General features: G+C 59.5%; 14 protein-coding genes. 10 read left to right on the plus strand and 4 right to left on the minus strand.

Annotation, left to right across the window (positions count from 1 at the left end; genetic code table 11):
• Nucleotides 1-124: 124 nt before the first annotated feature.
• The 4 genes from sucC to HU762_RS10375 all read left to right on the plus strand — a co-directional run bounded on the left by sucC (nucleotide 125) and on the right by HU762_RS10375 (nucleotide 4,733).
• A complete protein-coding gene (gene sucC, locus HU762_RS10360; protein WP_007919879.1) occupies nucleotides 125-1,291 on the plus strand; it encodes an ADP-forming succinate--CoA ligase subunit beta in 1,167 nt (388 codons plus the stop codon).
• Complete coding sequence (gene sucD / locus HU762_RS10365; protein WP_003179236.1) at nucleotides 1,291-2,175, plus strand: succinate--CoA ligase subunit alpha; 885 nt, start codon at nucleotides 1,291-1,293, stop codon at nucleotides 2,173-2,175. Before sucC ends, sucD begins: the two co-directional genes overlap by 1 nt.
• A gap of 341 nt (nucleotides 2,176-2,516) precedes the next feature.
• Complete coding sequence (gene brnQ / locus HU762_RS10370; protein WP_186636197.1) at nucleotides 2,517-3,830, plus strand: branched-chain amino acid transport system II carrier protein; 1,314 nt, start codon at nucleotides 2,517-2,519, stop codon at nucleotides 3,828-3,830.
• A gap of 165 nt (nucleotides 3,831-3,995) precedes the next feature.
• Nucleotides 3,996-4,733 (plus strand): DUF599 family protein, encoded by a 738-nt coding sequence (locus HU762_RS10375; RefSeq protein ID WP_186636199.1) that lies wholly within the window; start codon nucleotides 3,996-3,998, stop codon nucleotides 4,731-4,733.
• Nucleotides 4,734-4,810: 77 nt separating this feature from the next.
• Here the strand turns inward: HU762_RS10375 and HU762_RS10380 are convergent, their stop codons facing one another.
• A complete protein-coding gene (locus HU762_RS10380) occupies nucleotides 4,811-5,062 on the minus strand; it encodes a hypothetical protein (RefSeq protein WP_030138335.1) in 252 nt (83 codons plus the stop codon).
• Between the two features lie 158 nt (nucleotides 5,063-5,220).
• On the opposite strand from HU762_RS10380, the gene HU762_RS10385 reads away from it, so the two are divergent.
• From HU762_RS10385 to HU762_RS10400, 4 genes are all read left to right on the plus strand, one after another.
• The gene (locus HU762_RS10385; protein ID WP_186636201.1) at nucleotides 5,221-5,697 is read left to right on the plus strand and encodes a PaaI family thioesterase; all 477 of its coding nucleotides are present in this window, start codon (nucleotides 5,221-5,223) and stop codon (nucleotides 5,695-5,697) included.
• Nucleotides 5,694-6,155, plus strand: coding sequence for a PaaI family thioesterase (locus tag HU762_RS10390; RefSeq protein ID WP_186636202.1), 462 nt, complete (start codon nucleotides 5,694-5,696; stop codon nucleotides 6,153-6,155). The genes HU762_RS10385 and HU762_RS10390 overlap by 4 nt, the downstream gene beginning before the upstream one ends.
• An 87-nt stretch (nucleotides 6,156-6,242) precedes the next feature.
• Entirely contained in the window at nucleotides 6,243-8,147 is a 1,905-nt protein-coding gene (gene htpG, locus HU762_RS10395) for a molecular chaperone HtpG (protein ID WP_186636204.1), read from the plus strand.
• Between the two features lie 68 nt (nucleotides 8,148-8,215).
• Nucleotides 8,216-8,944, plus strand: coding sequence for a dienelactone hydrolase family protein (locus tag HU762_RS10400; protein ID WP_186636206.1), 729 nt, complete (start codon nucleotides 8,216-8,218; stop codon nucleotides 8,942-8,944).
• Between the two features lie 58 nt (nucleotides 8,945-9,002).
• On the opposite strand, the gene HU762_RS10405 is transcribed toward HU762_RS10400, so the two are convergent.
• A complete protein-coding gene (locus HU762_RS10405) occupies nucleotides 9,003-9,863 on the minus strand; it encodes a pirin family protein (RefSeq protein ID WP_186636208.1) in 861 nt (286 codons plus the stop codon).
• A gap of 121 nt (nucleotides 9,864-9,984) precedes the next feature.
• Between HU762_RS10405 and HU762_RS10410 the strand changes: the two genes are divergently transcribed.
• Together HU762_RS10410 and HU762_RS10415 are read left to right on the plus strand one after the other, a co-directional pair.
• The gene (locus HU762_RS10410; RefSeq protein WP_186636210.1) at nucleotides 9,985-11,001 is read left to right on the plus strand and encodes an amidohydrolase family protein; all 1,017 of its coding nucleotides are present in this window, start codon (nucleotides 9,985-9,987) and stop codon (nucleotides 10,999-11,001) included.
• A 227-nt stretch (nucleotides 11,002-11,228) separates the two neighbouring features.
• Entirely contained in the window at nucleotides 11,229-11,693 is a 465-nt protein-coding gene (locus HU762_RS10415; RefSeq protein WP_186611576.1) for a DUF3859 domain-containing protein, read from the plus strand.
• A gap of 72 nt (nucleotides 11,694-11,765) precedes the next feature.
• Here the strand turns inward: HU762_RS10415 and fabB are convergent, their stop codons facing one another.
• Entirely contained in the window at nucleotides 11,766-12,986 is a 1,221-nt protein-coding gene (gene fabB, locus HU762_RS10420) for a beta-ketoacyl-ACP synthase I (RefSeq protein WP_186636213.1), read from the minus strand.
• 11 nt (nucleotides 12,987-12,997) lie between these two features.
• Nucleotides 12,998-13,513, minus strand: coding sequence for a 3-hydroxyacyl-[acyl-carrier-protein] dehydratase FabA (fabA, locus tag HU762_RS10425; RefSeq protein ID WP_003204400.1), 516 nt, complete (start codon nucleotides 13,511-13,513; stop codon nucleotides 12,998-13,000).
• Nucleotides 13,514-13,559 lie beyond the last annotated feature (46 nt).

The raw sequence follows: 13,559 nt of genomic DNA on the forward strand, positions 1-13,559 counted from the left end.
TGGACGCAGCCTTGCGTAGCTGCACCGGTTGACCGGAAAGCTACGCAAGCAGCAGTCACAGGTGGTGCGGCACCAGAACGGTGCAGCACCGAATGCGCAGTACCTAACGAAGACGGTAATAAGCATGAATCTTCACGAGTATCAGGGTAAGCAGCTGTTCGCTGAGTACGGCCTGCCAGTATCCACCGGTTACGCGGTAGACACCCCGGAAGCGGCAGCAGAAGCTTGCGACAAAATCGGCGGCAGCGAATGGGTTGTCAAAGCCCAGGTTCACGCCGGTGGTCGCGGTAAAGCGGGCGGCGTCAAGCTGGTTCGCAGCAAAGAAGACGCCAAAGCCTTCGCACAGCAGTGGCTGGGCAAGCGTCTGGTGACTTACCAGACTGACGCCAACGGTCAGCCAGTCACCAAGATCCTGGTTGAATCGTGCACTGATATCGCTAAAGAGCTGTACCTGGGCGCTGTCGTTGACCGTTCGAGCCGCCGCATCGTGTTCATGGCTTCCACCGAAGGTGGCGTGGACATCGAGAAAATCGCTCACGACACCCCTGAGAAAATCCTCAAGGCCACCATTGATCCACTGGTTGGCGCACAGCCGTTCCAGGGTCGCGAGCTGGCATTCCAGCTGGGCCTGGAAGGCAAGCAGGTTGCTCAGTTCGCCAAGATCTTCGTAGGCCTGGCCAAGCTGTTCAAGGACCACGACCTGGCGCTGCTGGAAGTGAACCCGCTGGTGATCAAGGCCGACGGCGACCTGCACTGCCTCGATGCCAAGATCAATATCGACGCCAACGCCATGTACCGTCAGCCTAAGCTGAAGACTTTCCACGATCCGTCGCAAGACGATCCGCGCGAAGCGCACGCTGCCAAGTTCGAACTGAACTACGTAGCCCTGGAAGGTAACATCGGCTGCATGGTCAACGGTGCTGGCCTGGCCATGGGTACCATGGACATCGTCAACCTGCATGGCGGCAAGCCAGCCAACTTCCTCGACGTGGGCGGCGGTGCTACCAAGGAACGCGTAACCGAAGCGTTCAAGATCATCCTGTCCGACACCAACGTCGCTGCAGTACTGGTCAACATCTTCGGCGGCATCGTTCGTTGCGACATGATTGCCGAAGGCATCATTGGCGCCGTGAAAGAAGTCGGCGTGAAAATCCCGGTTGTTGTTCGCCTTGAAGGCAACAACGCTGAGCTGGGCGCTAAAGTACTGGCAGAAAGCGGTTTGAACATCATCGCTGCTACCAGCCTGACCGACGCTGCTCAACAAGTCGTTAAAGCTGCGGAGGGCAAATAATGAGCGTCCTGATCAATAAAGACACCAAGGTTATCTGCCAGGGTATTACCGGTTCGCAAGGTAGTTTCCACACCCAGCAAGCCATCGAATACGGCACCAAGATGGTTGGCGGCGTAACGCCGGGCAAGGGCGGCACCGAGCACCTGGGCCTGCCTGTCTTCAACACCGTCAAGGACGCTGTTGCAGCCACTGGCGCTACCGCCAGCGTGATCTACGTTCCGGCTCCTTTCTGCAAGGACTCCATCCTTGAAGCAGCGTTCGGCGGCATCAAGCTGATCGTCTGCATCACCGAAGGCATCCCGACCATCGACATGCTGGAAGCCAAGGTCAAGTGCGACGAGCTGGGTATCACCCTGATCGGCCCTAACTGCCCAGGCGTGATCACTCCAGGCGAGTGCAAGATCGGCATCATGCCAGGTCACATTCACTTGCCAGGCAAGGTCGGTATCGTTTCCCGTTCCGGCACCTTGACCTACGAAGCCGTCAAGCAGACCACTGACGCCGGTTTCGGTCAGTCGACTTGCGTCGGCATCGGCGGTGACCCGATCCCAGGCTCCAACTTCATCGACATCCTGAAGCTGTTCCAGGAAGACCCGAAGACCGAAGCGATCGTCATGATCGGTGAGATCGGCGGTTCCGCTGAAGAAGAAGCCGCTGCCTACATCAAGGCAAACGTGACCAAGCCGGTTGTTTCCTACATCGCTGGTGTGACTGCTCCTCCGGGCAAGCGCATGGGCCATGCTGGCGCAATCATCTCCGGCGGCAAAGGCACGGCAGACGAGAAATTCGCTGCACTGCAAGACGCAGGCGTGAAAACCGTGCGTTCGCTGGCAGACATCGGCAAGGCCCTGGCCGAGCTGACTGGCTGGGAAATGAAGAAGTAAGCTTCGGCTGACCCTTCGTTCCAGCAACAAAGGCCACCTTCGGGTGGCCTTTGTCGTTTGAGGGCAGCTGCAAGCTTTGAGCTTCAAGCTGAGTGAGAGCTTGTAGCTTGTAGCCGCTTTTATTACATAAACGCGACACGGAAATGTCGTGTATCGGATAGTGCGCCCCGTAACAGTGCGTTCCGCGCATAAATTCGTTAGTCTTGCCGCCAATTTTGCGACCCGCGGCCCATAAGGCCGCGACGTGCTAAACGGGTCGGTCCCATACGGATCGGCAGCATTTCCCTCACCCTTCAGGGAAATCCCTCTCTAAATTCCGATTCAGTAGTGTGGTTTCCTTAATGAAAGTGCTGAAAGGCCAGGACATCCTGGCGCTTGGTTTCATGACATTTGCCCTGTTCGTCGGGGCCGGTAATATCATCTTCCCGCCTATCGTCGGTTTGCAGTCCGGGCCTCATGTCTGGATGGCGGCGCTGGGCTTTTTGATCACCGCGGTCGGGCTGCCGGTGATCACCGTCGTTGCGCTGGCCAAGGTCGGCGGGGCTATGGATGCCTTGAGCAGCCCTATAGGCAAGATCGCCGGTGGTTTGCTGGCGGCGGTGTGCTACCTGGCTGTCGGCCCGCTGTTCGCCACGCCGCGAACCGCCACCGTATCGTTCGAAGTCGGCCTTGCGCCGCTGACCGGCGAAAGTCCGCTGGCGCTGTTTCTTTATAGTGCGGTGTACTTCCTGCTGGTGTTCTTCATCTCGCTCTATCCGGGCCGCTTGCTGGACACCGTCGGGCGCTTCCTGGCGCCACTGAAGATCATCGCCCTGGCGGTGCTGGGCATCGCTGCGTTTGCCCTGCCTGCCGGCGATATTGGCGTGGCAACGCCTGAATATGTGGCGGCGCCGTTTTCCCAAGGCTTCATCAATGGTTACCTGACCATGGATACCCTGGGCGCATTGGTGTTTGGCATCGTCATCGTCAACGCGATCCGTTCCCGGGGCGTCGAGTCGCCGGCCTTGATCACCCGCTACGCGATCATCGCCGGGCTGATCGCCGGAGTGGGCCTGGCGCTGGTCTACGTCAGCCTGTTCCGCCTGGGCTCCGGCAGCCACGAAGTGGCGGCGGGCGCAACCAATGGCGCGGCCGTGCTGCATGCCTACGTGCAACACACGTTCGGCAGCCTGGGCAGTGGTTTCCTCGCGGTACTGATCTCCCTGGCGTGCCTGGTGACTGCGGTCGGCCTGACCTGCGCCTGTGCCGAATACTTCAGCCGCGTCCTGCCGCTGTCGTACAAGACGCTGGTGATCATCCTGGCGGCGTTTTCGCTGCTGGTCTCCAACCTCGGCCTGACCAAGCTGATCGCCTTCTCGATTCCGGTGCTGACGGCGATCTATCCACCCTGCATCGTTCTGGTGGCCCTGAGCTTCTGCAAGGATTTCTGGCACGAGCAAGGGCGCATCGTCGGCCCGGTCATGCTGGTTTCTTTCCTGTTTGGCTTGATCGATGCCCTCAAGGGCGCCGGGTTGGCGGACTGGATGCCGGCACAATTGGCCCACCTGCCTCTGAGCGAGCAGGGCCTGGCCTGGCTGATCCCTTCGGTCATGACCCTGGTGGTCGCGGTGGTCTGCGACCGGCTATTGGGCAAGCGCAGCCAAGCACTGGCTTAAGCGGCTTCGAGCAGGCACACTGGGAAAACGAAATGCCCCGTATCAATCGATACGGGGCATTTTTTTTATGGGTGCAGTGTCTTTTTCCTTGAGCCAGCGTCGAATGGGGTGTCCTGAGTCCGCAAACACGGTTCCGGCGTTCGTTATTGTCATACAGGGAATTGCATGTCATTCATTCAAGCCAACCTGATTCATCTTCTCGCCGCCGTATGGTTCATTATTTGCTGGGCTGGCTACACCCGTTACGCTTCCTGGAAAGCGCGCGATACGGCGTGCCTGGCCAGCGTCATGCACCTGTACCGAGAAGATTGGATGCGTCGCATGTTGCTGCGCGATAACCGCATCGCCGATGCCAGCGTGATCGGTAACCTTGAGCGCAACGCGTCGTTCTTCGCCTCCAGTACGCTGATTATCCTCGCCGGTATCCTCACGGTATTGGGCGCGTCTGACCGTGCGGTGTCGTTGCTCGCGGACCTGCCACTGGTGCAACAGGCTTCCCAAGGCATGGCGGAGGTGAAGCTGCTGTGCCTGGCGCTGGTGTTCGTGTATGCGTTCTTCACGTTCAGTTGGTGCATGCGCCAGTACAACTTTGCCGCGGTCCTGGTGGGTTCGGCGCCGATGATCGGTGAACGGCATGTGTCCGAGCAAGAGCGCAAGGCCTTTGCATCAAGAGCGGCACGGGTCATCTCCATGGCGGCCAACCAGTTCAACTTCGGCCTGCGCGCCTATTATTTCGGCATGACCATGTTGGCGTGGTTCGTCAGCCCCTTGTTATTCATGTTGATGAGCGCCGGTGTGGTGTTTGTGCTGTATCAGCGCGAGTTTCATTCGGACGTGCTGGATGTAATGGTCTATACGCCTACCGAAGCGCCAACGTCCGAGGCCGGCAAGGAAACCGCGTGACGCAGCGTTGAGCCGCCCAAATTGCAGGCAAAAGAAAACCCGCTCCAGGCGGGTTTTCTTTTACTGCTAAAACCGTATCAGTTGGTTTTAGGCGCGGTAGCAGGGGCTTGTTCCTGCTGGGCGGCGCTGTTCGATTCAGACTGAGCTTTGGCGGCTTCGGCGTTTTCTTTCGCCGCGTCGTTCACTTTATCCTGTGCTTTGTTCATGTCTTGCTGAGCTTGCTCAGCGTGTTGGTTGGCATCTTGAGCTTTGTCCTCGGATTTTTTATCGCAGGCAGCGAGACCGAGGGAGGCGGCCAACATCAAGGCAATAGCAAAAGTCTTACGCATGGGGTGTTTCTCCTTATGGAAATAACTACTGGCCTTTTGAGCAACCCCCCTCAGGTTAAGTTCCTCTTTTGCGACAGATATATAACTTTGCAAGGTTGCGGAACTTTAGCGCACCCGCCTGTTGCCAGACCTATAAACAAACAAGGGCGTTGATGAACATGGCTGAAGATCTCGTTTTTGAGCGCGCGACACGCTTTTTATCCGCGCTGCGGCATTGCCAGGTACTGGGCTTGACGTTGCACAGCGCCAGTCGTGACGGGCTGACGGTCATCCTGCCGTTCAGCCCGCGAATCATTGGCAACCCGTTGACGGGCATCATCCATGGTGGCGCGTTGACCTCATTGATGGACACCGCGTGCGGCATGTCGACCTTATGCGTGCTCCCGCAATTCGAAGTCTGTCCCACCCTCGACCTGCGCATCGACTATATGCACGCCGCCGAGCCCCACAAGGACGTCTACGGCTTCGCTCAATGCTACCGGGTGACTCCGGATGTGATCTTCTCCCGCGGTTTCGCCTACCAGGACGACCCCCAGCAACCCATCGCTCATGTGGTGGGCACGTTCATGCGCCTGGGCGAGCATGCCCGGGGAATAGGGAAGGGCGGCCCGATGGCCGCCGTGGCGCAGCCATGACCGACATCACCGAGGAACAACTGCGCCGCGCCTGCGAACAGGGCGACTACGCGCTGCTGCTCGCTTCGATTCCCTATGCGCAACTGATTGGCGTTGAATGCACGCAGCAGGGCGACGAACTGCTGTTTTGCCTGCCGGCCAACAAGGACAACATTGGTAACCCTTTGCTGCCAGCCATTCATGGCGGAGTGATCGCCGGGTTCATGGAGTTGTCGGCTGCCGTTCATCTGCTGATCGCCACCCGTGCGCCGGGCGTGCCGAAGATCATCGATTTTTCCCTGGATTACCTGCGCGCCGGGCAGTTTCGCGACACCTATGCCAGATGCCAGGTATGGCGCCAGGGGCGGCGCGTAGCCAATGTGGCGATCACCGCCTGGCAGGAAAGTGAGGCCGAGCCTATTGCAACGGCCCGGGCCCATTTCAAAATCCCTGCACCTTCCAAGCCGACCGGCCCTTGAAATCATCACCGTTGCCCCAACCTTCAGGACATCCCGCCGCCAATCTCTGCGAGGCGGACACCACCATCCACTTGGAGTTTGATGACCATGAGCGTGGAAACTCAAAAGGAAACCCTGGGCTTCCAGACCGAGGTGAAGCAACTGCTGCACCTGATGATTCACTCGCTGTATTCGAATAAGGAAATTTTCCTTCGCGAGCTGATCTCGAACGCCTCTGACGCTGTCGACAAGTTACGTTTTGAAGCGCTGTCCAAGCCAGAGCTGCTGGAAGGCGGTAATGAGCTGAAGATCCGTGTGAGCTTCGACAAGGACGCGAAAACCGTCACCCTCGAAGACAATGGCATCGGCATGAGCCGCGAAGAGGTGATCACGCACCTGGGCACCATCGCCAAGTCGGGCACCGCCGACTTCATGAAAAACCTGTCCGGCGACCAGAAGAAAGATTCCCACCTGATCGGTCAGTTCGGCGTCGGTTTCTACTCCGCCTTCATCGTCGCCGATCAGGTCGAAGTGTTCAGCCGCCGTGCCGGCCTCGCGGCGAGCGAAGGCGTGCATTGGTCGTCGAAGGGCGAGGGCGAATTTGAAGTCGCCACCGTCGACAAGGCTGATCGCGGTACTCGCATCGTGTTGCACCTCAAGTCCGGCGAGGACGAGTTCGCCGATGGCTGGCGCCTGCGCAACATCATCAAGAAATACTCCGACCACATCGCGCTGCCGATCGAGTTGCCGAAGGAAGTCACCGTTGCCGAAGGTGAAGAAAAGCCTGAAGTGGAATGGGAAACCGTCAACCGCGCCAGTGCCCTGTGGACCCGTCCACGCACCGAGGTTACGGACGAGGAATACCAGGAGTTCTACAAGCACATCGCCCACGACTACGAGAACCCGCTGAGCTGGAGCCATAACAAGGTCGAAGGCAAGCTGGAATACAACTCCCTGTTGTACGTGCCGGCCCGTGCGCCGTTCGACTTGTACCAACGTGAAGCGCCACGCGGCCTGAAACTGTACGTGCAGCGTGTGTTCGTCATGGACCAGGCCGAATCGTTCCTGCCGTTGTACCTGCGCTTCATCAAGGGTGTGGTGGACTCCAATGACCTGTCGCTGAACGTCTCGCGGGAAATCCTGCAGAAAGACCCGATCATCGACTCCATGAAGTCGGCACTGACCAAGCGCGTCCTGGACATGCTGGAAAAACTGGCCAAGAACGAGCCGGAGCAATACAAGAGCTTCTGGAAGAACTTCGGCCAGGTGATGAAAGAAGGTCCTGCCGAGGACTTCGCCAACAAAGAGAAAATCGCCGGCCTGCTGCGCTTTGCATCCACCCAGGGTGACGATGGCGAGCAGGTCGTTGGCTTGGCCGACTACCTGGCTCGCGCCAAGGAAGGCCAGGACAAGATCTACTTCCTCACCGGTGAAACTTATGCACAGGTGAAAAACAGCCCGCACCTGGAAGTCTTCCGCAAAAAAGGCATCGAAGTGCTGCTGCTGACCGACCGCATCGATGAGTGGCTGATGAGCTACCTCAACGAGTTCGACGGCAAGAGTTTTGTCGACGTGGCCCGTGGCGACCTGGACCTCGGCAACCTGGATTCGGAAGAAGACAAGAAAGCCGCCGAAGAAGTCGCCAAGAGCAAGGAAGGCCTGGTCGAGCGGATCAAGACGGCCCTCGGCGATGCCGTTAGCGAAGTGCGTGTTTCCCACCGCCTGACCGATTCGCCGGCGATCCTGGCTATCGGTGAGCAGGACCTCGGTTTGCAGATGCGCCAGATCCTCGAAGCCAGCGGCCAGAAGGTCCCGGATTCCAAGCCGATCTTCGAATTCAACCCGGCGCACCCGCTGGTGGAGAAGCTCGATAACGAGCAGAGCGAAGAGCGTTTCGGCGACTTGTCGCACATACTCTTCGATCAGGCGGCCCTGGCGGCCGGCGACAGCTTGAAGGACCCGGCGGCGTATGTCCGTCGCCTGAACAAGTTGCTGGTTGAACTGTCAGCTTGATCAAGTGAGACAAAACCCGCTTCGGCGGGTTTTGTCATTTCTGGTGTTCAGTCAAAAAGGAGTCCGTCATGAGTGAGGTTACGGTTCGTTCGCTGGTCTATCAGATCGATGGTCAAAGTTATGAAGGTCGTCTGGCCTTCGACGTCAACCAGCAGGGCCCGCGTCCGGGTTTGCTGATGGCGCCGAACTGGATGGGTGTCGGGGCGGGTGCCGAAGACATCGCCAGATCGGTGGCGGCTAATGGTTATGTGGTGTTGATCGCCGACCTGTACGGGCAAACGGTGCGCCCGAGCAATGCCGAGGAGGCCGGGGCGGCGATGATGCCTCTCAAGAACGACCGGGCGTTGTTGCGCAAGCGCATGCAGGCCGCGTTCGAACAACTGCAGAGCCAGGGTGACGCAGAGGTCGATACGGCGAGACTGGCCACGTTCGGCTTCTGCTTCGGTGGCTGCTGCGCCCTGGAACTGGCGCGAAGCGGTGCGCCGCTGAAGGCCACCATTTCCTTTCACGGCACCCTGGATACACCGGACCCGGCCGATGCGCAAAATATCAACGGCGCGGTGTTGGTGATGCACGGCGCGTCCGACCCGCTGGTGCCGAAGGAACAACTGCCGGCGTTCGAAGATGAGATGAATGCCGCGGGTGTGGACTGGCAATTGCTCAGCTATGGCGGCGCGGTGCACTCTTTCACCGATCCACAAGCCAATGTGCCTGGCAAAATGATGTACGACGCCAAGGTCGCCGGGCGCGCGTTCCGGTCGATGCATAATTTGCTGGATGAAGTGTTCAAGGGCTGAATGCACCCAATAACTGTGGCGAGGGTGCTTGCTCCCTCGCCACGGGATGGGTGTGAATCTAGGGCAATTCGATCCGCTCGCTTTCCCCCGGCACCGTCGGCCAGTCCCCGGCCGCCCAGCGCTGGCGGGCTTCGTCTATGCGGGCCGGGTCGCTGGAAACGAAATTCCAGTTCATCCGACGTGGCCCATCCAGCGGAGCGCCGCCGAACAGCACGGCGTGACAATCGCTGTCGGCAAACAGTGCCATCTCTTCCCCCGCTGGCAGTATCACCAGCGAATGAGGCTCCAGCGGTTCACCGTCCAGCTGCGCCTCGCCGCTCAGGACATACAGTGCGCGTTCTTCATGCTCGGTCGGGATCAGCAGTGTCGTCGCGGTTTGCAGGTTCAGTTCGGCATACAGCGTAGGCGACAGTACCGGGACCGGCGACTCCAGGCAAAAGCCTGACCCGGCAATCATGCGGATGCTGACGCCCAGGTTATTGCTGACCGGCAGGGTCTGGGCCGGATGATGGCTGTAGTGCCCTGGCCCTTGCTCATGGGACTTGGGCGAAGCCAACCAGACTTGCAGGCCATGCATGACAAAAGCGCTGCCCAGCAATGAGTCAGGGGTGCGCTCGACATGGGCGATGCCGCTGCCCGCCGTCATCCAGCTCACGTCCCCGGCACGCACCACCTGATCGGAACCGAGGCTGTCCTTGTGTTGGAGTGTTCCCTCGAACAGGTAGGTGAGGGTGGACAGGCCAATATGCGGGTGCTGGCGGATATTCATGCCTTTATCGGCGGGGTAGGGGGTTTGCAGCATGTGGTCGAAAAACACGAAGGGTCCGACGCTGCGGCATTTGGCCGACGGCAGCGGCCGCAGAATGGGCTGGCCTTCCACATCTTCTGCACGGGGACGAACGATCAGGGGAGCGGTCATGGGGGCTTCCAGGTTGAACGACGAGTGCGCAGAGCATAACCCGAGCTCACAACGAGCGGCAGCGGCGGCTTGAACCCAGGCGAGACGGATGGGGTCTATGCTTGCTCATGGCTTTTGGAGAGTGCCCGTGCCCTCGACCCGTCTGATTTTCGCCTGTTTGCTGGCCGTTTCCAGCAGCGGCGCCGTCGCTCGCGAATATGCCTACAGCGATGCGCACCTGCATTACGTCGATTTCTTCCAGGAAACCGCCGGCATGCCCAAGCTGCTCAAGGCCATGGCCGACAACCGCATCGAGCACGTCATGATTTCCGGCGTGCCGGTGGCAAAGAAATGGCATGAGGACGAGCCCAAGCGTCCGCGTTATTACGCCGGTGACGATGCGGACGCCTATTGGTACAGCGCCACCGACGTGATAGTCGCCGCAGCGGTAAACAAACTGCCCGCCGAACAACGCCAGCATTTCCATCCGTTCCTGTCAGGCTTCAATCCCAACGACAAGAATTCCGCTGCGCATATCCAGCGCATGCTCGACCTGTACCCTGGGCTGTGGCAAGGCATCGGCGAAGTGTTCACTCGCCATGACGACTTGACGGCGCTGACCTCCGGCGACACCCCCCGCGCTAACAACGAGGCCATGACCCGGATTTATCACCTGGCCGCCGAGAACGACCTGCCGGTGATGCTGCATTCCAATATCACGTCCAAGCGTGAGAGAAATCCGCTTTACCTGGCGGAAATGGAAGAGCCGTTGCGTAATCATCCACACACACGGTTCATTTGGGCTCATGCCGGCACCAGCATGGAGATTCATCGGCACCAGACTCAGCTGGATTTCCTGCTGCCCACGCTGACGCGGATGCTCGAGTCCTACCCCAACCTGTTCATCGACCTGTCCTGGAGCATGCTCACGCCGTATTTGCTCGACGAGGCGGGCAAGCCCAGGGATGAATGGGTAAAGCTGGTGGAGCGCTTCCCTGAACGCTTCATGCTGGGATCTGATGTGGTAGGACGCTTCAACAAACTGGGTAAGGAGCTGCGCAGCTTTGACCCGTTCCTGGACGCCTTGCCGGAAGACGTGGCGAGGAAAGTGGCGCGGGATAATTTCCTTTCGGTGTTGCCTCGCGCTGTCCCGCGTTGAGACCGCTTTTGTGGCGAGGGGATTTATCCCCGCTGGGTCGCGAAGCGGCCCTAAAGTCCGGATCCAGGTGTGTCAGGCCTATCATATTCGTCAGTTTTGGGCCTGCTGCGCAGTCCAACGGGGATAAATCCCCTCGCCACAAAAGCACCAGCGTGAACAATCGCTTTGTCATCAGCCTGTCACCCCCGCGTCATACCCTCGCGCTCATCTCAATCAAGGAGCGCAATATGCATCTCACCCGTCCAAGCGCGCTGCTCGCGCTGTTGATGACCTGTGGCCTGGCCCAGGCGGAAGTCCGTGTCGAAGGTCCGGTGGAGTACGGTGTATTCGAAGGGCCACAAGCCGAGCTGCAATCGGGCGAGCGGGTCCTGCGTCGCAGCAACGAACAGATCCGCCAGACCGAAAGCGTGCCGGCCAAGCTGGGCACCAAATTTGGCATGCGCTACCAGTTGGCGGGCAAGGTCGCGGATGACCAACCGTTGACCCTGCTGTACTTCACGCCAGGCATTCGTACTCCCGATGGCGTGCGGCATGACAAGTTCGAAGTCATCCAGAAACTGGTGCCCGGTGCGCCTCAGGACGTGATGGCGTATGAGTTCACCGAAAGCCATGAAGTGGTGCCGGGGGAATGGCGGTTCATGGTGTTCCAGGGTGATCGACTGCTGACGCAGCAGCGGTTTGTCGTGCGCTGAACTTGAACTGAGCAGGCAAAAAAACGCCCCGAACCAGTCGGGGCGTTTTTGTGTGCGGCGTAGCGGCGGGGCTTACTTGCCCTGCCAGCGCTTCATCACCAAGGTGGCGTTAGTGCCACCGAAGCCGAAGCTGTTGCTCATCACGGTGTTGATGGTGGCATTTTCGCGAGTCTTGGTCAGGATCGGCAGGTCGGCCACTTCCGGGTCCAGCTCGTCGATGTTGGCCGAACCGGCCATGAAGTTGCCTTCCATCATCAGCATGCAGTAGATCGCTTCGTGAACGCCGGCGGCGCCCAGGGAGTGACCCGACAGGCTCTTGGTGGAGCTGATGGCCGGGGCTTTGTCGCCGAACACTTCACGCACGCCTTTCATCTCCGCGACATCGCCGACCGGGGTCGAGGTGCCGTGGGTGTTCAGGTAGTCGATCGGTGCATCGACGGTGGACATCGCCATTTGCATGCAACGCACGGCACCTTCGCCGCTCGGGGCAACCATGTCGTAGCCGTCCGAAGTGGCGCCGTAGCCGACAATTTCCGCATAGATTTTTGCGCCACGGGCAAGGGCGTGTTCCAGCTCCTCGACCACGACCATGCCACCACCGCCGGCGATGACGAAGCCGTCACGGTCGGCATCGTAGGCACGAGAGGCTTTTTCCGGTGTGTCGTTGCGCTTGCTGGACAGGGCGCCCATCGCGTCGAACAGGAACGACTGGCTCCAATGTTCTTCTTCGCCGCCACCGGCAAAGACGATGTCCTGCTTGCCCATCTGGATCTGTTCCATGGCGGTACCGATGCAGTGGGCACTGGTGGCGCAGGCAGAAGCGATGGAGTAGTTCAGGCCCTTGATCTTGAATGGTGTGGCCAGGCAGGCGGAAACGGTGCTGCTCATGGTCCGCGTGACGCGGTACGGACCTACGCGCTTGACGCCTTTCTCGCGCAGGATGTCCAGCGCTTCCATCTGGTTCAAGGTCGAGGCGCCGCCGGAGCCGGCGATCAGGCCGGTGCGCGGGTTGGATACCTGCTCTTCGGTCAGGCCGGAGTCAGCGATGGCGTCCTTCATGGCCAGGTAGGCGTAAGCCGCCGCATGGCCGACGAAACGATAGATCTTGCGATCGATCAGCTCTTCGAGGTTGAGGTCAATGGAGCCGGAAACCTGGCTACGCAGACCCATTTCGGCATATTCCGGGTTGTACCGGATGCCAGGGCGACTTGCACGCAGGTTAGCGGAGACGGTCTCTTTGTCATTGCCCAGGCACGAAACGATGCCCAGACCAGTGATAACGACGCGGCGCATGCGGATAACCCTTAGAAGTTGTCAGTGGAGGTGAAAACGCCGACCCGAAGGCCTTCGGCGGTGTAGATCTCGCGACCGTCGACAGCCACCGAACCATCGGCAATGGCCATGTTCAGCTTGCCCTTGAGGACGCGTTTGATATGAATGTTATAGGTGATCTTCTTGGCGGTCGGCAGAACCTGACCGAAGAACTTCACTTCGCCCGAGCCCAAGGCGCGACCGCGACCCGGCAGGCCCTGCCAGCCGAGGAAGAAGCCGACCAGTTGCCACATGGCATCCAGGCCCAGGCAGCCCGGCATCACCGGGTCGCCTTCGAAGTGACAGGCGAAGAACCACAGGTCCGGAGTGATATCCAGCTCGGCGACCAATTCACCTTTGCCGTACTTGCCACCCTCTTCGCTGATATGGGTAATGCGATCCACCATCAGCATGTTCGGGGCGGGCAGTTGCGCGTTACCTGGGCCGAACAGCTCACCGCGACTGCAGCGCAGCAGATCTTCCCGAGTAAAGGCGTTTTGTTTGGTCATGCGAGCTCCTCAATAGTCCCATGCGGCAGGGTGGGGCAAATCTTCC

Source organism: Pseudomonas sp. SWRI92, from assembly GCF_014268685.1.
GTDB classification, from domain to species: domain Bacteria; phylum Pseudomonadota; class Gammaproteobacteria; order Pseudomonadales; family Pseudomonadaceae; genus Aquipseudomonas; species Aquipseudomonas marvdashtae.

What these genes read in the sequence shown, in the direction of transcription:
- fabA (WP_003204400.1), bottom strand. Translation starts at nt 13,513, where the DNA reads ATGACCAAACAAAACGCCTTTACTCGGGAAGATCTGCTGCGCTGCAGT.
- HU762_RS10400 (WP_186636206.1), top strand. Translation starts at nt 8,216, where the DNA reads ATGAGTGAGGTTACGGTTCGTTCGCTGGTCTATCAGATCGATGGTCAA.
- sucC (WP_007919879.1), top strand. Translation starts at nt 125, where the DNA reads ATGAATCTTCACGAGTATCAGGGTAAGCAGCTGTTCGCTGAGTACGGC.
- HU762_RS10415 (WP_186611576.1), top strand. Translation starts at nt 11,229, where the DNA reads ATGCATCTCACCCGTCCAAGCGCGCTGCTCGCGCTGTTGATGACCTGT.
- HU762_RS10375 (WP_186636199.1), top strand. Translation starts at nt 3,996, where the DNA reads ATGTCATTCATTCAAGCCAACCTGATTCATCTTCTCGCCGCCGTATGG.
- fabB (WP_186636213.1), bottom strand. Translation starts at nt 12,986, where the DNA reads ATGCGCCGCGTCGTTATCACTGGTCTGGGCATCGTTTCGTGCCTGGGC.
- HU762_RS10380 (WP_030138335.1), bottom strand. Translation starts at nt 5,062, where the DNA reads ATGCGTAAGACTTTTGCTATTGCCTTGATGTTGGCCGCCTCCCTCGGT.
- sucD (WP_003179236.1), top strand. Translation starts at nt 1,291, where the DNA reads ATGAGCGTCCTGATCAATAAAGACACCAAGGTTATCTGCCAGGGTATT.
- HU762_RS10390 (WP_186636202.1), top strand. Translation starts at nt 5,694, where the DNA reads ATGACCGACATCACCGAGGAACAACTGCGCCGCGCCTGCGAACAGGGC.
- brnQ (WP_186636197.1), top strand. Translation starts at nt 2,517, where the DNA reads ATGAAAGTGCTGAAAGGCCAGGACATCCTGGCGCTTGGTTTCATGACA.
- HU762_RS10405 (WP_186636208.1), bottom strand. Translation starts at nt 9,863, where the DNA reads ATGACCGCTCCCCTGATCGTTCGTCCCCGTGCAGAAGATGTGGAAGGC.
- HU762_RS10385 (WP_186636201.1), top strand. Translation starts at nt 5,221, where the DNA reads ATGGCTGAAGATCTCGTTTTTGAGCGCGCGACACGCTTTTTATCCGCG.
- htpG (WP_186636204.1), top strand. Translation starts at nt 6,243, where the DNA reads ATGAGCGTGGAAACTCAAAAGGAAACCCTGGGCTTCCAGACCGAGGTG.